Raw genomic sequence first — 17,478 nt, forward strand, 5'->3', positions numbered from 1 at the left:
TGGCCGCCGGGTGCCCCGGCGCACGTGCGCCCGCGAGCCCGATGCGGGTGCGCCGAACCGGGACGCCCGGGGGCGCGGGCGACGGCGGCCGCTGTCCCGGCGGCCGCCGCGGCCGTGCGTCGGTGGCTGCCGCCGCTGCTCGCGCTGCTCGCCGTCCTGGTCGCCGCCCATGTCGGCGGCTGCGGCTTCCATTTGCGCGGTGCCGTGGACATTCCCCCGGGCCTGAGCCCCGTCTACGTGCGCGGTGGCGGCCTGGTGGGGCGCAGCATCGAGGGGCGTCTCGCCGGCAGTGGCGTGCCGAGCACGCGACAGCTCGCGGACGCCGGCCTCGTGATCGACATCCTGAGCGAGAACCGCAGCTCGCGGGTGGTGGCCGTCGATCAGGAGGGCAAGGCCCTCGCTTACATGCTGACCTATGGCGTGCGCTTCGCCGTGGTCGACGGCGCCGGCGAGCCGCTCATCGGGCCGCAGACGCTGACGCTGGAGCGCACCTTCGACGATAACCCCGACGTGGCGGTGCTCGGCAAGGAGCTGGAGACCGACATCATCTACAACGACATGGCGAACGACGCCGCGGATCAGGTGATGCTGCGGCTGCGGGCGAGGCTGCGCCAGTTGGCGGGCGCGCCCGGCTGACGCTTCCCCGCGCGCCCCGTCGTTGCCAGCATTCCCCAGGCTATGCGCCTCGACCCCACCCAGCTCTCCGCCGCCCTGCGGCGCCCGCCGGCGCCGGCCTACCTGCTCTTCGGCGACGAGCCCCTGCAGCTCGGCGAGGCCGCCGACGCGGTGCGCGCCGCGGCGCGCACCCATGGCTTCAGCGAGCGCACCTGCCTCGAAGCCGACGCCAACGCCGACTGGTCGGCGCTGGATCACGCCGCCGCCTCGCTGTCCCTGTTCGCCGAGCGCCGGCTGGTGGAGGTGAGACTGACCGGGGACGGCGTCGGCAACAACGGCGCCAAGGCCATTCGGCGCTATTGCGAACGCGGCGCCGATGACGTGCTGCTGCTCCTCATCGCCCCGCGGCTGGACTGGAAGTCGCTGGCGTCGAAGTGGGCGCAGGCGCTGGATGCCGCCGGCGTCATTGTGCAGGTGCGCCAGCCCCAGGGACGCAGGCTGCAGGATTGGCTGCGCGGCCGGCTCACCCGGGCGGGCTTCCAGCCCACGGACGAGGCGTTGGCGCTGCTCGCCGAGCGCGTCGAGGGCAACCTCCTTGCGGCGGCCCAGGAGATCGAGAAGCTGGGACTGCTGCGCACGCCGGGTCCGCTGGATGCCGAAGCGCTGCTGACCAGCGTCTACGACAGCGCCCGCTATGATCTCTTCGATCTCACCAATGCCGCCGTCGCCGGCGACCGCGCCCGCGTGCTCCGGGTGCTGCACGGATTGCAGGCCGAGGACACGGCGCCGCCGCTGGTGCTCTGGGTGCTCGCCCGCGAGCTGCGCAAGCTCGCCGCACTGGGCTTCGCGCTGGCCAACCGGGGCGACACCGGCGCCGTGCTGCGCGAGTACAGGGTGCCCGATGCGCGCCGCAGCGCCACCCTGGCCATGGCCCGTCAGCTGCCACTGCCGATGCTCTGGCAGCTGCTCGCCCGCTGCGCCGACGCCGACCTCGCCATCAAGGGCCGCAGCCGCGCCGATCCGTGGGCGTTGTTCGTGGACATCGCCGATGGCTTGGCCGCCGCCGCAGCCCGCCCGCCGTCGTGACGGCGCGGACCGAAACGACCCCGTCCGGCGCCCAGGGCGTCCCGGGCGGGCGCCAGCCGTCTGCGGCCTGCGTGCGCCGGCCGGCCGCCGCCATGCCTGGTCTTCCGCCGGGCGCGCGCCTCGTGGAACAATGCCGGCGGAATCGCGAAGTTCCTGAAGCCGTCGGTCGCCGCGGACCATCGCGGTCCGTCGCCCCTGAATGCACCGCATTGCGAGAGACCCCGAACATGTCCGAGCCCAAGATCATCGACGTCGCCGCCTACATGGCCGACGTGGGCGCGCGTGCCCGCGCCGCTGCCCGTGCCGTCGCCCGCGCCGAGACCGCCGCCAAGGACACGGCGCTCACCGCGGTGGCCGCGGCGCTGGACGCCGCCCGCGACGCCCTGGCACAGGCCAACGCCGCCGATCTCGAGGCGGGCGCCGCCAAGGGCCTGGATGCGGCGCTGCTGGACCGCCTGGAACTGACCGGCGGGCGCATCGACGCCATGATCGAGGGGCTGCACCAGATCGCCGCGCTGCCCGACCCGGTGGGCGCGATCTCGGATCTCAATTACCGCCCCTCGGGCATCCAGGTGGGCCGGATGCGCGTGCCGCTCGGGGTGGTGGGCATCATTTACGAGTCCCGCCCCAATGTCACCGCCGACGCCGCCGCACTCTGCCTGAAGTCCGGCAATGCGGCGGTGCTGCGCGGCGGCTCCGAGGCCTTCCACTCCAACCGCGCCATCGCCGAGTGCATTCGCGGCGGCCTGGTCAGCGCCGGACTGCCGCAGGACGCGGTGCAGGTGGTGGCGACCACGGACCGCGCCGCCGTCGGCGCCATGATCACGAGCCCGGCGCACATCGACGTCATCATTCCCCGCGGCGGCAAGGGGCTCATCGAGCGCATCAGCCGCGATGCCCGGGTGCCGGTCATCAAGCACCTGGACGGGATTTGCCATGTCTATGTGGACGACCGTGCGGATTTGGACAAGGCACTGGCGGTGACCGTGAACGCCAAGACCCAGCGCTTTGGTACCTGCAACACCCTGGAGACGCTGCTGGTGGCGGCGCCGGTGGCCGGCGATTTCCTGCCGCGGGTGGGCGCCCGGCTGATGGCCGCCGGTGTGGAGCTGCGCGGCTGCGAGCGCACCTGCGCGGTGCTGGGCGGGGCATCACCCGCCACGGAGGCGGACTGGGACACGGAATACCTGGCGCCCATCCTCGCCATTCGCGTCGTCGACGATCTGAATGCGGCCATCGACCACATCGAGCGCCACGGCTCGCACCATACCGACAGTATCCTCACCGAGGACTACGGCCGGGCCAGGCGCTTCCTGCGCGAGGTGGACTCGAGCTCCGTGATGGTGAATGCCTCCACCCGCTTCGCCGACGGCTTCGAATACGGGCTGGGCGCGGAGATCGGCATCAGCACCGACAAGTTCCATGCCCGTGGCCCGGTGGGCCTGGACGGCCTGACGTCGCAGAAATTCATTGTGCTGGGGGATGGCCATGTGCGCCGTTGAGACGCCGGCGGACGTCTGGGCCGTGGGCTGCCGCGTGTCCGCCCGGCCCGCACTCGCCGTGCCCGGCTGCTGCCAATGACGCCGATTTTCTGCTATGGTCCGAGCCATTACCGTGATCCTTGGGCCACCCACTGAGCGCACGCCCATCGTGCAGCTAGAGCCAGTCTCCTCCCAGCGCCGGCGCGATGGCACCGCCGTGATGGCTGCGGCGCAATGGGCACGCGGCGCGTATTCGCCAGCGCCATGCCGTCGGCGCAGCGGCGATGCGTCGGCGGCAGTCCCGGCGGCGCTCCTTCGCCTGCGGCGGCATGCCTGCTAGCGATCGCAGCATCGTCGCCGTGTCGGCCTGCGCGCCGGCGCACTCGCCAGCGGCGACGCCCCAATGATCGGCCTGTTCGGCGGCGCCTTCGACCCGGTCCATTTCGGGCACCTGCGCGCCGCGCTCGAGGTCCAGGAGGCGCTGGGTCTGCAGGAGGTGCGCCTGCTGCCCCTCAACGTCGCCGTGCACCGCACGCAGCCCGCCGCCGACGGCGCCCTGCGGCTGCGCATGCTGCAGGCCGCCGTCGCAGACGTGCCCGGGCTGGTGGCCGATGACCGGGAACTGCAGCGCCCGGGCGGCTCTTACACCGTCGATACCCTGACCCATTGCCGTGCGCAGTTGGGGCCGGCGGTGCCGCTGTGCCTGCTGGTGGGCGGTGACGCCTTCAACGCCTTCTTCGAGTGGCATCGCCCCCGGGACATCCTGGGACTCGCGCACCTGGCCGTCATGCGCCGCCCCGGCAGCCTGTTGCCGCGGGATGCGGCCCTGCGTGCCGAGCTGGAGCGCCGCCGGGCGCAGCACCCGGCGGATTTGCAAGCCGCGCCCGGTGGGCGCATCTGGCTGCAATCGGTGACGCAGCTGGATATCTCTTCCACCCGTATCCGCCGCGCCATCGCCGCCGGGCGCAGCGCGCGCTTTTTACTGCCGGACCCGGTGCTCGAGATGGCCCTGGGCGCCGGCTGTTACGCGGCGCCGGCGACCCCGGCCACAACGTCTGCCAGCGCCGATCCTGAATCCGACGCTTCAGCCCAGAGGGGACATGATGCAGCTTGAGCAACTGAAAGATCTGGTCGTCGAGACCCTGAACGACATGAAGGCCCGCGACATCGCCGTGATGGACGTGCGTGGCAAGACCACGGTGACGGACTATATGATCGTCGCCTCCGGAACCTCCGATCGCCATGTGAAGGCCATCGCCGAGACCGTGGCCTACCGCGCCAAAGAGGCCGGCGAGCAGCCGCTGGGGGCCGAAGGTCTGGAGGCCGGGGAGTGGGCGCTGGTGGACCTGAACGGTGTCGTGTTGCACGTGATGTTGCCCAAGGTGCGCGATTTCTACAACTTGGAGCGGCTCTGGTCGGCGCCGGCGCTGGTCGCCGAAACGCTGCCGCGGCAGAGCGCGGCGGCGGGCCGGATCTGAGCCGCGCGGGCCGCCGGCGCGCCTCGGCGTGGAGGTGGCGGCATGGACCGATTCGACCGCATCTTCGAGCTGAACCGCATCCTTCAGGGCGCGCGGCGGCCCGTTTCGCGCAAAGCTCTGGAAGCGGCGCTGGAGTGCTCGCGGGCGACGGTGAAGCGCATCATCGAGGACATGCGGCTCTATCTGAACGCCCCCATCGTTTATGACCGCGAGTACAACGGCTATTGCTACGATCAGTCCGAGGGCGGCATGTACGAGCTGCCGGGGCTGTGGTTCAACGCCTCGGAACTGCACGCGCTGCTCACCGTGCAGCAGCTCCTCGCCGACGTGCAGCCGGGCCTGTTGGGGCCCATGCTGAAGCCGCTGCAGCAGCGTATCGACGGCTTGTTGGAACTGCAGCGCACCGGCTCCGAGGGGCTGCAGGGCCGCATCCGCATGCTGCAGATGGCGACGCGGCACAATGCCGAGCAGGATGGGGCGACCTTTCAGACCGTCGCCGGGGCCCTGGCCCAGCGCCGGCGGCTACGCCTGCGCTACTACAGCCGCTGGCGGCAAGCCCATGCGCAGCGCGATGTCTCGCCCCAGCGCCTGGTGCACTACCGCGACAACTGGTATCTGGACGGCTGGTGCCACCTGCGCGACGGTCTGCGGACTTTCGCCGTCGATGCCATCGAGGGCGCCGAGACACTCGAGCAGGCCGCCTTGCCCGTGGACGTAGCGGCGCTGGACGAGCATTTCGCCAGTTCCTACGGCATTTTCGCCGGTGGCCCCGAGCATGAGGCGGTGCTCTGCTTCAGCGCCGAGCGCGCCCGCTACGTGGCCAACGAGCGCTGGCATCGCGACCAGCGGGGGCGCATGCTCGACGACGGGCGCTACGAGCTGCGGCTGCCCTACAGTAACCCCGCGGAGCTCATCATGGATATCCTGAAGTTCGGCCCGGACGTAGAAGTGATGGCACCGCCGCCGCTGCGCCAGGCGGTCGTCGAGCGAATGCAAAACGCACTCAGGGTCTATGGAGAAGATGCGCCATGCGGCCGCCATGCCGCCATGCCGGGCGGCGGCGCCTGAGCGGTACGCGGGGACGATGCGCGAGTGACCACCAGCACACGCATTACACTGGTCGCCGCCGTCGCGCGTAATCGCGTCATCGGCAAGGGCAATGCGCTGCCCTGGCACCTGCCGGCGGATCTGGCGCACTTCAAGCGGCTGACGCTCGACAAGCCCATCATCATGGGTCGGCGCACCTGGGAGTCGCTGCCCGGCCTGCTGCCGCGGCGCCGGCATATTGTCATCTCGTCGGTCGCGGATTACCGCGCCGAGGGCTGCGAGGTGGTCGGCTCGCCGGCGGCGGCGCTGCGGGTGGCGGGGCGGGCGCCGGAGGTGATGGTGGTGGGTGGGGCCACCATTTATGCCGCGCTGCTGCCGGTGGCCACGCACATGGCACTGACCATGGTGCAGGCCGACATCGCCGGTGATGTGCAGTTTCCGCACTGGTCTGCGGCGGCGTGGCGGGAGGTCCGGCGGGAGCACCATGGCGCCGACCAGCGCAATGTCCATGCGCTGGACTTCGTGCTGCTGGAGCGCCGCGCCGCGGATTGAACGCCCGCCGACACCCGGGCGATCCCGATGGCCGGCGCCGGGGTGCGGGGCTCAGCAGTTGCGGCAGATGTCGTGGGCGAAGGTTTCCAGCTTGCGCGTATCGGCGGCGAACAGCCGAATACCCTCGGCGAGCTTCTCGGTGGCCATGGCGTCTTCGTTCAGTCCCCAGCGGAAGGCGCGCTCGTCGAAGTGCTGCTCGGGGATCTCCATGGCCGCAGCGGCGGCGGGGTCGAGCTTGCGCGGCACGTCACCGTCGGACTCAGCCAGCTCCGCCAGCAGCTGGGGTGCGATGGTCAGGTAGTCGCAGCCGGCCAGTTCCAGAATCTCGTCGACGTTGCGGAAGCTCGCACCCATGACGATGGTGCCGTAGCCGTGGCGCTTGTAGTAGTTGAAGATCTCGGTGACGGACTTGACGCCCGGGTCCTCGTCGGCGGGATAGCCGGATACGTTCTGGGCGTTCTTGTACCAGTCCAGGATGCGGCCGACGAAGGGCGAGATCAGTGTCACGCCGGCATCGGCGCAGGCGACGGCCTGCGCAAAGCTGAACAGCAGAGTCAGGTTACAGTGGATACCACGGTTCTGGAGCTGCTCGGCGGCGCGGATGCCCTCCCAGGTGGAGGCGATTTTGAATAGTACCCGCTCGCGGGGGTCGACGCCGATGTCCTGGTAGAGCGCGATGAGCCCCTCGCAGCGGGCGATGGTGCCCTCGGTATCGAAGGACAGCCGGGCGTCGATTTCGGTGGACACGCGGCCGGGGACGATCTGCAGGATCTCGGCGCCGAAATTCACCGCGAGCTTGTCCATGGTCCAGCGCGCCTGCTCCAGGGTGCTGCCGCCACGCGTTTGGCCAAAGGCCACGGCGTCCTCCACCAGGTGACGGTACTGTGGCAGTTGTGCCGCTTTGTAGAGCAACGATGGATTCGTGGTGGCGTCTTGGGGCTTATACTCGGCGATGCTGCCGAAGTCGCCGGTATCGGCGACCACGGTGGTCATGGTCTTGAGTTGGTCGAGCTTGCTCATAACGGGCTCCGGGCGGGGTTGCGCGTTGCGGGTCGACAGGCATGCGCGCCGAACCGGAATTGTCCGGGTGCTGGCTACGCTTTGATAGTTCGGGATATCCCGTAGCCATGCCCTTACCGAGATGTTTTGTGTAACAGAGACTTCCGCGTGCCGTCATCAATCTGTAATATTCCGCTGTTGTATCGTGCAGCGGCACGCCGCTGCGCGCGTGCCATCGCAGGTGCACTACGCGCCAAAGCCTCCAGTCCAGCGAGCGTCGCCCGATGACCCTGACGGCCATGGATTTCCTAATACCCGCTGCGGTGCAGGGCGGGGCAGACACCAGCGCAGCCATCCGCGCCCACTTGCGCTGTGAGCCAGAGCCCGCCGTCGCGCTCCGCCGGTGCTTCTTCGACAGCTTTGAATGGAGTCTGTACCGTGCGGGGGCGGTGCTGGAGGAAGTCCACCTGGATCAGCGCCGCGAGCTACGCTGGCATGACCTCGGCCAGCACGACCCCGTCACGGCACAGCAGCTGACGACGACGCCGCCGGGCCTGATCGACGACCTGCCGCCCGGGGTGGTGCGCGAGCGGGTGGCGCCGCTGCTCGGTGTGCGCCGGCTGCTGCCCATGGTGGCCGTCAGCGGCCGTCGGCAAACGCTGCGGGTCCTCAACGACGATGACAAGACCGTCGCCCGCCTCTGCCTGGAACAACTGCGGGTGGAGACCGACGGCGGCCGCCGCCCGCTGCCACTGCCCATGCGCCTGCGCATCACCGGCGTGCGCGGCTACACCCAAGAGACCGATGCCGTCGTCCGTCGGCTCAAGACCATCCTCGCACTGGAGCCCGCCGAGGCGCCGCTGTATCTGGAAGCGCTCGCCGCCGCCGGGCGGCGTCCCGGCAGCTACTCGTCCAAGCTCGACTACCGGCTCGACCCGCTGCAGCCCGCCGCGGTCGCCACCTGCACCATCCTGCTGGGGCTGCTGGAGACGCTCGAGGCCAACATCGACGGTGCCCGCCGGAACCTCGATCCGGAGTTCCTGCACGATCTGCGTGTGGCCACGCGGCGCACCCGCTCGGCGCTGAGCCAGATCAAGGGCGTGCTGCCCCAGGCCGTCGTCGATGACTTCAAGCTGCGCTTCGCCTGGCTGCAGCAGGTGACGGGGCCGGTGCGGGATCTGGACGTCTATCTGCTGGACTTCCCGCGGTTGAAGGCCGGGCTGCCGCCGCGCCTGCGCGATGACCTCGATCCGCTGCGGGACTGGCTCGTGGCCCACTACCATGCCGAGCAGCAGACCCTGGCGGCGGCGCTGGCGAGCGAGCGCTTCGAGGTCCTGCTGCGGGACTGGCGTATGTTCCTGCAGGCCCCTGAGCGCAACGGAGCCAAGGATGCGCAGACCCCCATCAAGGCGTTGGCGGACAAGCGCATCCGGCGCATGGCCAAGCGCGTGCTCGACGAAGGCCGCGCCATCACCGACGCCTCGCCGCCCGAGGACCTGCACGAACTGCGCAAAAGCTGCAAGAAGCTCAGATACTTGATGGAGTTCTTCCAAAGCCTCTACGCCGCCGACGACATCAAGGGGCTCATCAAGCAGATCAAGGTGTTGTTGGACAACCTGGGGGGCTTCCAGGATCTCGCCGTGCAAGCCGAGCACCTGCGCGAGACGGCGGCGGCCATGCAGCGCGAGGGCGCGGCGCCGCTGGGCACGCTGTTGGCCATGGGGGCGCTCGTCAGCCAGATGTTGACGGCACAGCAGCGCGCCCGTGGCGAGTTCGCACGCATCTTCGCCGGCTTCGACAGCACCGATAATGCGGCGGTGCGCAAGCGCCTGTTCGCGGCCAAGCACAGCCCCGCTGCGCCGGCGGAGGCGGGCGCGTGAAGGTCGTCGGTATCTACAGCATCAAAGGCGGCGTCGGCAAGACCGCCACCGCCGTCAACCTGGCCTATCTCGCCGCCGCCGCCGGGCAGCGCACCCTGGTGTGGGATCTGGACCCCCAGGGGGCGGCGAGCTACTACTTCCGCATCAAGCCCAAGGTCAAGGGTGGCGGGCGCGGGCTGCTGCGCGGCAAGCGCGGCGCAGACGACGCCATCAAGGGCACGGACTTCGAGGGCCTGGACCTGCTGCCGGCGGACTTCTCCTACCGCAACATGGACATCCTGCTGGAGGGTGCCAAGAAGAAGCCCGTGGATCAGCTGAAGCGGCTGCTCAAGCCCTTCGTCAAGGAATACGACCTGGTCCTCTTCGACTGCCCGCCCAGCATCTCGCTGATGTCCGAGAACATCTTCCGCGCCGCCGACGCACTGCTGGTGCCGCTGATCCCGAGCACCCTGTCGGCCCGCACCCTGGCGCAGTTACAGGACTTCCTGAAGACCGAAGACGGCTTCGGCGCGCTCAAGGTGCTGCCCTTTTTCTCCATGGTGGACGCCGCGCGGCCCCTGCACACCGAGACCATGGCGCGCCTCAGCGCCGAGTATCCGGAGATGCTCCCGGCCGCCATTCCGCTGGCCCCGGAGGTGGAGCGCATGGGCCTGCACCGCATGCCGCTGCCGGCTTATGCCCCGTCCAATGCCGCCGCCGGTGCCTATCGTGCTCTCTGGGACGAGGTCGCCACGGCGCTTTGAGCATGCGCCATCGCGCCCCGCCGACTCGGCGACAGGATCTGGGCGGGCAGCGGCTCGGGGTTACGGGATAGACTATGCTCTGATCTTGCACTCAGCGCTTCCCCGTCAGCACTTCCGACTGATTGTGTCGCAAACGCAGCAGATCATCGTCGCCGTGCTGGCACATAACCTGGGCTCAATCATCCTGATCGGATCGCTGCTGTTCATCCAGATCGCCTATCTGCCGGCGGTGTCGGACGTGCGCTCCGCCACCGCACATATGCACTTGCGCCTGGATGGGGTCGCGCTCTGCCTGCGCTGGCTCTGGCTGGGAGTGCTGCTCATCTACGGCAGTGGACTCTGGGCGGTTCTTGCTCTGCTGGATCAGTCCCCATGGCCCGTGCACGTCGTCTGGATGACGGCCCTGTCGGTACTCCTGCTCATCTTGCTCGTCATCGCCCAGCTCGGGTTGCTCCGGCCGGCGCGGCTGGCTATGCAGCGCAAACGGATCCGCAACGCCCGTCAACTCTACGGCCGGCTGCGCGCGCCGTTGCTGGCCGCATTGGTCGTAGACGCCGCCATGCTGCTCGGCGTGTCCGGTGCGGTGCTGGTGAGCTGATGCGGGCTCGAGCCCTTGCCACGGCACTCCCGCGGGCCACCGCCGACGGGCTGATTCGCCCGCTCGCGGCGCTGTGGCAGCAACGCCTGCTGCTGGCGCTGCTGCTGCGCAGGGAGATCGTCGGGCGGACCTCCGGCACGCTGTTTCGCGCCGGCTGGCTGCTGATCGGGCCGGCATTGCAGGTGTTGGCGTTCTGGTTTCTGCTGGATGTGGTGCTGCGGGTTCGCCTGCCCGGCCACGTCGTGTTCCTGGACTACTTTCTCTTGGGCATCCTGGCCTGGTTCCTGGTGGTCGAGGTGCTGCAACGCGCGCTCGGCATCTTCGCCGAGCAGGCGGCACTGTATCAGCGCGGCGATTTTCCGCTGGTGCTGCTGCCGCTGCTGCCGCTGGTGATGGCGACGCTGGTCCATGGAACGCTGTATCTCGTCGTCTCTACGCTGCTGCTGGGCATCGGGGCGTTGCCGGCGGCCGCCGCCGTGCTCGGGCTGTTGTTCCTGCTGCTGCTGCCGGCGAGCTACCTGCTCGCGGTGCTCGGTCATTTCCTGCGGGACCTGCGCCAATTGCTGCCGTTCCTGCTGACCATGGGGCTCTATGTGACGCCGATCCTCTACACGCCGGATATGCTGCCCGCGCCGCTGCGGCCTTGGCTGATCCTGAATCCTTTTGCCGATATCATGGCTCTCATCCATCACTTGTTGCAGGACATGCCCGTCACAATCGGCAACTGGCTGCGCCCGCTGACGCTGTGGCTGGCGCTGCTGGGCCCGGCCTGGCTGCTGTTCCGGCGCAGCGAGCCGCACCTGCGGGAGACATTGTGAACGCCCCCGCGGTACAGACCCACTCGACGTTCGACGCGTCCGAGGCCGCCGCAGCTTGCCGTGCGCCCGTGCTCAGGCTCAGTGCCGTCGCCAAGCGCTACCGCATGTATCGCAGCGACCTCGACCGCCTGTTGGAGATCGTCACCGGCAGGCCGCGCCATCAGGACGTGACGGCGCTGTCCGGCATCGATCTCACCGTCGGGCACGGCGAGGTGCTCGGCATCGTCGGGCGCAACGGTGCCGGCAAGAGCACCCTACTCAAGCTTGCTGCGGGACTCATCCCCCCCAGCAGCGGCGAACTCACCGTCAACGGCCGCGTCGCCGCCATCCTCGAGCTGGGTGCCGCCTTCCACCCCGACATGAGCGGGCGGGAGAACGTCTACCTCCAGGCCGCCATCGCCGGGCTGGAGCGGCCCGAGATCGACGCGGTGTTCGCCGAGATCGCGGCCTTCGCCGACATCGGACACTTCATCGAGCGCCCGGTCAAGACCTACTCCAGCGGCATGTCGGCGCGTCTGGCCTTCGCCGTGGCCACCGCTATCGACCCGCATATCCTGATCATCGACGAGGCCCTGTCGGTGGGTGATGGTGCCTTCGCGCGCAAGTCGTTCGATCGCATCATGGCGTTTCGCGATGCGGGCAAGACCATTCTGTTCTGCTCCCATTCGCTCTATCACGTCGAGGCCATGTGCGATCGGGTGCTGTGGCTCCATCAGGGGCGCGCAATCGCGCTCGGCGCAACAGAGGAGGTGCTGCGCGAGTATCAGGCGGCGCTCGATCGCCTCGCGATTGCGGCGGGTTGCATGGATGACCGGCCGGAGCCCGCACCGGGCGAGACACAGCCACCAGGGCGTCTCGTGTCGGTCGAGGCATCGGTCGATGGTGTCCGCGGTGCACCTGTGCGATTGCGCAGCGGGGAAGCCTGCCTCAGCATCCATGCTCGTTTCTGGGTCGACCCGAAACTTTCTGCGCCCACGTTGGGGGTCGGCATCCAAACGGTCGCACAGCAGCCCATCTGCGGCGCCATTTCGCTGCACGACGGTGTACAGGTCCACCGCGACCCATCGGGCTTCGGTCAGGTGACCCTGCGATTCCCCAACATTCCCCTATTGAAGGGGCTCTACTCCATGCACGTCTATCTTCTCTGTGAACGGGCGCTGCACATCTATGACAGAGTGGTTGTTGAGCGCGCGGTCGATGTCGATCAACCCGGTTTATCGCTGGGCATCGGCGTGATCTCGGTACCGCATCGCTGGTCTCAGGACTGAGTGCCGATGGACCTGAGCTACCAGGCGGTTGACGTGAGAATGTCAAGCTGATGCATATCCATGCCTATTGGGAAATGGAACGGCTGGTTCGGGACTATCTGGACCCGACGAGTCCATTGCGCGTCCTCGACGTGGGCAGCCTCGACGTCAACGGCAGCCATCGACCGCTGTTCGATCGACCGGGCTGGACCTACCAAGGTCTCGATAGGGAATCCGGCCCGAACGTCGATATCGTTGTGCATCATCCGCATCGCTGGCCGATCGCCAGCGCCCGCTATGACCTGGTGATCTCGGGGCAGACGCTCGAACACATGCCGCAGTTCTGGCTCACTTGGAAGACGATGGTGCGCGTGGCAAAGCCGAACGGCCTGCTGTTCCTGACCGTGCCGTCCAAAGGCGCAGAGCATCGTTTTCCGGTGGACTGCTGGCGTTTCTACCCGGATGCGATGCAGGCCCTCGCCGACAGCGAGCGCCTTGAGCTGATCGAGGCGCAGACCCGGTGGGACACCCCCTGGGGGGACACCATCGGGGTGTTCCGCAAGCGAGCGCGGTCGGCATCTTTCGCAACCTGGCTGCGCCATCTCTGGCCGGGCAAGCTCAAGGCTCGACCAACACCGGTTGCGCATCCTGCACCCACGACCGCGACGAGCGCATACGCCCGCAGCGTTCCCCGCCGGACAGAGCCCATCGCCGCGGTCTACCGCGAGGCCTACAGCCAGTCGGTCGCAGATTGGTTTCGCTATCATCAGATGCATCTGCACTACGACCAGATGCGCTGGATGGGGGCAAGAACCCTCAAGAACCCTCTCGACTGCTGGATCTATCAGGAAATTCTCTGGGAGGTTCGCCCACGCGTTGTCGTTGAGCTCGGCAGCTTCGCTGGTGGCAGCACGCTTTTTCTATTGCACATGCTCGACCTGATCGGCGAGGGAACGGTCGTCTCGGTGGACTGCGATCGCGAGCTGTTCAACATCTCTCACCCGCGTCTGCATCGCATCGACGGCGATCTGGCGGACCCGAGGGTGCGTGAGCGCGTCGCGGCACAATGCGGTACAGGACCGGTGTTGGTCATTCACGATGCCGACCACCATCACGCGTCGGTGCTGAGAGACTTGCGCAATTTCGGCTCCCTGGTCACCGAAGGTAGCTACCTGATCGTGGAGGACGGTATCGTCGAGGTGGTCGATGGCTTGGTGGAGGTGCCACCAGGCACCGAGGGTCCGCTGGCGGCGGTGATGGATTTTCTCTCCGAGAGTCCGGAATTCGAGGTCGACCACCGACGGGAGCGCTATTTGATCACCTATAATCCCGGCAGCTTCCTGCGACGTCGCGCGCTGCCCGACCCGCAAGTCCGCGAACGGGATCTGGGCCAATGAGCGGCGCGCAGCGCGTGCGAACGGCGATCTGGGTGGCCGTCGATCCCGCAGTGGCGGAAGCCGCGGAATATCGATTGGCATGGCGACTGTTGAACGAAGCGCTGTACGCCGAGCTTGGTACGAACCTCGAGATCGAGCTTGTCCATATCGCCGGACCGGACGATGCGGCGACGCGCGAGGCGCTGCTCGACCGTGCCGTGCGCACGACCCGCAGCTTGCTCAACATCGGATGCGGCATCGGCGCATTCGGCGCAGCGGCGGCGCAAACCCTCGGCTGTCGTGTGGTCGGGATAGAACTGATCCCTAGCATCGCGCGCATAGCCGCACAGCAGTTGGATCGGGTACTGACCGGTGATGCGCTGTCCCTCGAGATCGAAGAGCGGTTCGACTGCGTCACCTGCCTGGATGTCTTAGAGCACGTCGCAGAGCCGGAGCGGCTGCTGGAACGGATTCGCGAGCGGTTTCTGGCAGCGGAAGGTCATTTGGTCGCGAGCGTCCCGAACGTAGGCCACTGGTCGTTGGCGTTGGACCAGATCGCCGGGCGCTGGGATTACGTGCCGGCCGGACTGCTGTGCGAGACGCATCTGCGCTTCTTCACCGAGCATTCGCTGCACGCGCTGCTGTCGCGCCAGGGCTTCGAAATCTCGACACTACATCGTGTCAAGCTGCCGGCCCCGGCGAACGTGCATAAGCGACTGGCCAGCCTCAGGGAGGCAGGCTTTGAGGTGAATGCCGCTTCGCTGGATACCCTGGCGTTCCATCTGGTTGCCCGTTGTGTGCGCTGACACCGCCGTCATCGGCGCGATCATCGTCAACTACCACACCGGCCAGCTGTTGCCGGCATTGCTGGACGCACTCGCGGCGTCCCCTCAGGTCGCCGAGACGCTCATCATCGACAACAGCCCCGATGACGCTGCGCTGGTGGAACTCGCTGCCAGGCCGAAGGTGCAGGTGCTTGCGCCGGGGGTCAATCTGGGGTTCGCCACCGCCGTCAATCAGGCAGCCGCCCGGCTGCCTTTGCCCTGGTGGCTGATCATCAACCCCGACGCGCGGCCGCTGCCCGGCAGCGTCGCCGCCCTGTTGCGAGCCGCCCGACGGCACGATGTGCTGATTGTCGGTCCCCGGGCCTTCTGGGACGACGATTGCCGCTGGCGCCTACCGCCCGCAAGCGGCGACAGTTGGTGGTGGCAGCAGGGCGCCGGTGCCGCTGCGGCGTATAGGCTCGATGCTCAGCTGCTTTCCTTTTACTGGCGTCTCCGTCACGAGCGCTTCTGGAGCCGGTCCGAGCCCTTCGCCGAGCCCTTTTTGTCCGGCGGCTGTCTCTTGGTCCGCAATGACCCGGCGCACTTTCCCGGTGGCCGGGTGTTCGATCAGCGCTTCTTCCTGTACTACGAAGACACCGACCTCTGCGCGGGGATGCTGGGCGACGAGCAAAGGATGCTCTGCGTCCCCGATGCATCCATCGTCCACTACTGGGATCAGTCGCCGCGGAGCGCAAAGACCCGGTACATGGCGGATGCTTCGAACCTGTTCTTCGATAAACACTACGAGATGCAGCCGCCCGGCGGGCCATTGACCGATCGCGATCGCCCTTGGCCCGGGGAGGATCTCGGCACCCTGTCGGCGTCTCCCGAACTCGCCTGCAAAGGCGACGCCCAGCGTTCGGGGATGCAGTTGGAGGTGGGCATCAACCCGCATCTTGTGCCCTTCGTCCAGCGCGACTTCAACCCCGATGCGTCGCCCTTCACGCCCGCCCACTGGCGGCGCCTGGCCTCCGGCGCGTACTTCGCGCAGCTACGTGTTCCCGATGAGCCGTATCCGCTGCAGCGCTGGCGTTGGCGCAAGGCATAGCCGGGCCAAGATGTTCGGGCGCCGCCCCCGAGGGCAATACAATGCAAGGCTTGCGCAGTGGCAGTGGTCTGGCGTTCGTCGCCGCGGTCAACGACTGCAATGTGCTGAGAAGGCATCTACTGGAATCTGAATGTGTGAGAGGCGGACGCTGGCCGCTGCGCCTGCATGAACACTGCCTCAGCGCCGCCGCGGCCTTCAACCCGGAACTCCGCGGCAGCCTCCACGGCGACTGGCTGGTGTGGGTGCACCAGGATGTGCACCTGCCGCGCGGCTGGGATCAGCGCTTTCGGGATCAACTGCGCCTCGCGCGCCGGCGCTGGCCAAGGCTCGCGGTGGTGGGCGTCTATGGTGTGCTCGGTGCGGAGCATGTCGGCCACATCCGCTGGCGAGACGCGTTGCTGCAACCGCCGCGGGCATTGCCATGCCCGGTCGATAGCCTGGACGAACTCCTATTCGCGGTGCGCAGAGACAGCGGACTCAGCCTGGACCCGACGCTGGGCTTTGATTTCTACGGCACCGATCTGGTGTTGCAGGCGCGCGGGCAAGGTCTCGACTGCGCGGTAGTCGATGCCCCTTGCGTGCATTGGACCCGGGAGTTGCCGAACGCGCCAACGGCCGGAACAGTGGCCAGGGTTCTGGCCAGTGCCGAGGTGTTCGAGCGCAAGTGGGCGCATGCGCTGCCGGTGGTGACCAGTTGCGTCAGGATCGAACGCCCAGGCGATACGCGCCGCCACGCGCGTCGGATGGGCTGGCCGCTCATCTGACGCCTCGACGGCGGACGTTGCAGGCCCAAGCGACCGCGAAAGGGCTCAGCAGGCGTTGCTCGGGACGCGCATCATGCCAAGCCCGTCGATCACATGACAGTCGCAGAAGTTTGGCGAGCGGCAGCGGAACGGCGTCTTGCTCACATTCAGGCGTCGCTCCTTGACGTTGCCGCAGTCGGACAGCTCGGTCACATGCGGCAGGTTCGGGCAGCCTTGTACGCGGCCATCGTTCCAGACGCGAAAGTAGCGCATACCGGCCGGACAAAGGACGTCAGAACGGTCGCGGAACCCGGCGGCGAAGTCCTCCCGGTGCTCGCCGGCCAACACCTCGCCGAACTTGGCCCTGAGGCTCGCCAGTCGGTCCTCGTCGGCTGCCGAGAAGGGCCGGTTCACATCGCGCACCAGCAGCAAGGGGCGAGCGGTCTGCGCGTAGACCTTGTCCGCGTAGAGCGCGATGGCCTCTTCCCATTCGTCCTGCAACGGCGGTGACAGGATATAGTCCGGATGGGTTTGCTCGAAGCGGCGCTCCAGAATGGTCCGCGCATTGGCCGGCCAGCGCTCAAGCAGGTTCTTCTGCTTGATCTGGTGGTAATGCATGGTCAGGTTGATGTAGCGAATCTTCTCCAACCGCTCCGGGGCGAGCTCCGGGAGCTCCTGCAGGGCGGCGCCGTTGGTGTCGAGCGCCACCTCCACATCCAGCCCCAGGAGTCGCTCCAGCAGACGCTGCGAGCGAGCGTAGCTGACCATGAAGTCCCCGACGCCGGACAGCGCGAAGAACACTGGCGCGTCGAAGTACTCGCAGATGAACCGGAAGTCTTCGAACACCAGCGACGGCTGGTGCTTCGCAATCGGGTTGATGATGCAGTACTGACAATCGAAGCCGCAGTGTCCTGACGAGGAGGCAAAGAACGCGCCTTGGCAA

18 protein-coding genes are annotated in these 17,478 nt (G+C 67.9%); 16 read left to right on the forward strand and 2 right to left on the reverse strand.

The features are described from left to right. Window positions 1-114 precede the first annotated feature (114 nt). The 7 genes from lptE (at window position 115) to QZ588_RS12600 (ending at window position 6,259) form a co-directional block, all read left to right on the forward strand. Entirely contained in the window at window positions 115-636 is a 522-nt protein-coding gene (gene lptE, locus QZ588_RS12570) for an LPS assembly lipoprotein LptE (RefSeq protein ID WP_295543237.1), read from the forward strand. A gap of 42 nt (window positions 637-678) precedes the next feature. Continuing rightward, complete coding sequence (gene holA / locus QZ588_RS12575) at window positions 679-1,701, forward strand: DNA polymerase III subunit delta (protein ID WP_295543239.1); 1,023 nt, start codon at window positions 679-681, stop codon at window positions 1,699-1,701. A 227-nt stretch (window positions 1,702-1,928) separates the two neighbouring features. Further along, window positions 1,929-3,203, forward strand: a complete 1,275-nt coding sequence (locus QZ588_RS12580) for a glutamate-5-semialdehyde dehydrogenase (RefSeq protein ID WP_295543241.1) — start codon at window positions 1,929-1,931, stop codon at window positions 3,201-3,203. 382 nt (window positions 3,204-3,585) lie between these two features. Continuing rightward, complete coding sequence (nadD, locus tag QZ588_RS12585; protein ID WP_295543243.1) at window positions 3,586-4,296, forward strand: nicotinate-nucleotide adenylyltransferase; 711 nt, start codon at window positions 3,586-3,588, stop codon at window positions 4,294-4,296. Then, window positions 4,286-4,660, forward strand: a complete 375-nt coding sequence (rsfS, locus tag QZ588_RS12590) for a ribosome silencing factor (RefSeq protein WP_295543270.1) — start codon at window positions 4,286-4,288, stop codon at window positions 4,658-4,660. The genes nadD and rsfS overlap by 11 nt, the downstream gene beginning before the upstream one ends. A gap of 42 nt (window positions 4,661-4,702) precedes the next feature. Continuing rightward, a complete protein-coding gene (locus tag QZ588_RS12595; RefSeq protein ID WP_295543245.1) occupies window positions 4,703-5,728 on the forward strand; it encodes a YafY family protein in 1,026 nt (341 codons plus the stop codon). A gap of 24 nt (window positions 5,729-5,752) precedes the next feature. Then, window positions 5,753-6,259 carry a dihydrofolate reductase gene (locus tag QZ588_RS12600; protein WP_295543247.1) on the forward strand — a complete coding sequence of 169 codons (507 nt, stop codon included), beginning with the start codon at window positions 5,753-5,755 and terminating at the stop codon, window positions 6,257-6,259. A gap of 51 nt (window positions 6,260-6,310) precedes the next feature. On the opposite strand, the gene tal is transcribed toward QZ588_RS12600, so the two are convergent. Further along, window positions 6,311-7,279 carry a transaldolase gene (gene tal, locus QZ588_RS12605; RefSeq protein ID WP_295543249.1) on the reverse strand — a complete coding sequence of 323 codons (969 nt, stop codon included), beginning with the start codon at window positions 7,277-7,279 and terminating at the stop codon, window positions 6,311-6,313. Between the two features lie 263 nt (window positions 7,280-7,542). On the opposite strand from tal, the gene QZ588_RS12610 reads away from it, so the two are divergent. The 9 genes from QZ588_RS12610 to QZ588_RS12650 all read left to right on the forward strand — a co-directional run bounded on the left by QZ588_RS12610 (window position 7,543) and on the right by QZ588_RS12650 (window position 16,556). Further along, complete coding sequence (locus QZ588_RS12610) at window positions 7,543-9,138, forward strand: CHAD domain-containing protein (RefSeq protein WP_295543251.1); 1,596 nt, start codon at window positions 7,543-7,545, stop codon at window positions 9,136-9,138. Then, the gene (locus tag QZ588_RS12615) at window positions 9,135-9,881 is read left to right on the forward strand and encodes an AAA family ATPase (RefSeq protein WP_295543253.1); all 747 of its coding nucleotides are present in this window, start codon (window positions 9,135-9,137) and stop codon (window positions 9,879-9,881) included. Before QZ588_RS12610 ends, QZ588_RS12615 begins: the two co-directional genes overlap by 4 nt. A 124-nt stretch (window positions 9,882-10,005) precedes the next feature. Further along, a complete protein-coding gene (locus tag QZ588_RS12620; protein ID WP_295543255.1) occupies window positions 10,006-10,479 on the forward strand; it encodes a hypothetical protein in 474 nt (157 codons plus the stop codon). Continuing rightward, window positions 10,479-11,297: an ABC transporter permease gene (locus QZ588_RS12625; protein ID WP_295543257.1), complete on the forward strand. Its 819-nt coding sequence runs from the start codon at window positions 10,479-10,481 to the stop codon at window positions 11,295-11,297. The genes QZ588_RS12620 and QZ588_RS12625 overlap by 1 nt, the downstream gene beginning before the upstream one ends. Beyond that, window positions 11,294-12,565, forward strand: coding sequence for an ABC transporter ATP-binding protein (locus QZ588_RS12630; RefSeq protein WP_295543259.1), 1,272 nt, complete (start codon window positions 11,294-11,296; stop codon window positions 12,563-12,565). Before QZ588_RS12625 ends, QZ588_RS12630 begins: the two co-directional genes overlap by 4 nt. A gap of 50 nt (window positions 12,566-12,615) precedes the next feature. Beyond that, the gene (locus QZ588_RS12635; protein ID WP_295543261.1) at window positions 12,616-13,941 is read left to right on the forward strand and encodes a CmcI family methyltransferase; all 1,326 of its coding nucleotides are present in this window, start codon (window positions 12,616-12,618) and stop codon (window positions 13,939-13,941) included. After that, a complete protein-coding gene (locus QZ588_RS12640) occupies window positions 13,938-14,726 on the forward strand; it encodes a class I SAM-dependent methyltransferase (protein ID WP_295543262.1) in 789 nt (262 codons plus the stop codon). Before QZ588_RS12635 ends, QZ588_RS12640 begins: the two co-directional genes overlap by 4 nt. Beyond that, window positions 14,716-15,792, forward strand: coding sequence for a glycosyltransferase family 2 protein (locus tag QZ588_RS12645; protein ID WP_295543264.1), 1,077 nt, complete (start codon window positions 14,716-14,718; stop codon window positions 15,790-15,792). Before QZ588_RS12640 ends, QZ588_RS12645 begins: the two co-directional genes overlap by 11 nt. A gap of 41 nt (window positions 15,793-15,833) precedes the next feature. Then, complete coding sequence (locus QZ588_RS12650) at window positions 15,834-16,556, forward strand: hypothetical protein (protein ID WP_295543266.1); 723 nt, start codon at window positions 15,834-15,836, stop codon at window positions 16,554-16,556. A gap of 45 nt (window positions 16,557-16,601) precedes the next feature. Here the strand turns inward: QZ588_RS12650 and QZ588_RS12655 are convergent. Next, the coding region (locus QZ588_RS12655; RefSeq protein WP_295543268.1) for a hypothetical protein at window positions 16,602-17,478 on the reverse strand (877 nt) is incomplete at its 5' end.

The organism is uncultured Thiohalocapsa sp., assembly GCF_913062725.1.
In the GTDB taxonomy this organism is placed as follows: domain Bacteria; phylum Pseudomonadota; class Gammaproteobacteria; order Chromatiales; family Chromatiaceae; genus Thiohalocapsa.

Bases quoted from the DNA above. Each gene is read 5' to 3' on its own strand.
- holA (WP_295543239.1), top strand. From the start codon at position 679: ATGCGCCTCGACCCCACCCAGCTCTCCGCCGCCCTGCGGCGCCCGCCG.
- QZ588_RS12580 (WP_295543241.1), top strand. From the start codon at position 1,929: ATGTCCGAGCCCAAGATCATCGACGTCGCCGCCTACATGGCCGACGTG.
- nadD (WP_295543243.1), top strand. From the start codon at position 3,586: ATGATCGGCCTGTTCGGCGGCGCCTTCGACCCGGTCCATTTCGGGCAC.
- rsfS (WP_295543270.1), top strand. From the start codon at position 4,286: ATGCAGCTTGAGCAACTGAAAGATCTGGTCGTCGAGACCCTGAACGAC.
- QZ588_RS12595 (WP_295543245.1), top strand. From the start codon at position 4,703: ATGGACCGATTCGACCGCATCTTCGAGCTGAACCGCATCCTTCAGGGC.
- tal (WP_295543249.1), bottom strand. From the start codon at position 7,279: ATGAGCAAGCTCGACCAACTCAAGACCATGACCACCGTGGTCGCCGAT.
- QZ588_RS12610 (WP_295543251.1), top strand. From the start codon at position 7,543: ATGACCCTGACGGCCATGGATTTCCTAATACCCGCTGCGGTGCAGGGC.
- QZ588_RS12625 (WP_295543257.1), top strand. From the start codon at position 10,479: ATGCGGGCTCGAGCCCTTGCCACGGCACTCCCGCGGGCCACCGCCGAC.
- QZ588_RS12635 (WP_295543261.1), top strand. From the start codon at position 12,616: ATGCATATCCATGCCTATTGGGAAATGGAACGGCTGGTTCGGGACTAT.
- QZ588_RS12640 (WP_295543262.1), top strand. From the start codon at position 13,938: ATGAGCGGCGCGCAGCGCGTGCGAACGGCGATCTGGGTGGCCGTCGAT.
- QZ588_RS12650 (WP_295543266.1), top strand. From the start codon at position 15,834: ATGCAAGGCTTGCGCAGTGGCAGTGGTCTGGCGTTCGTCGCCGCGGTC.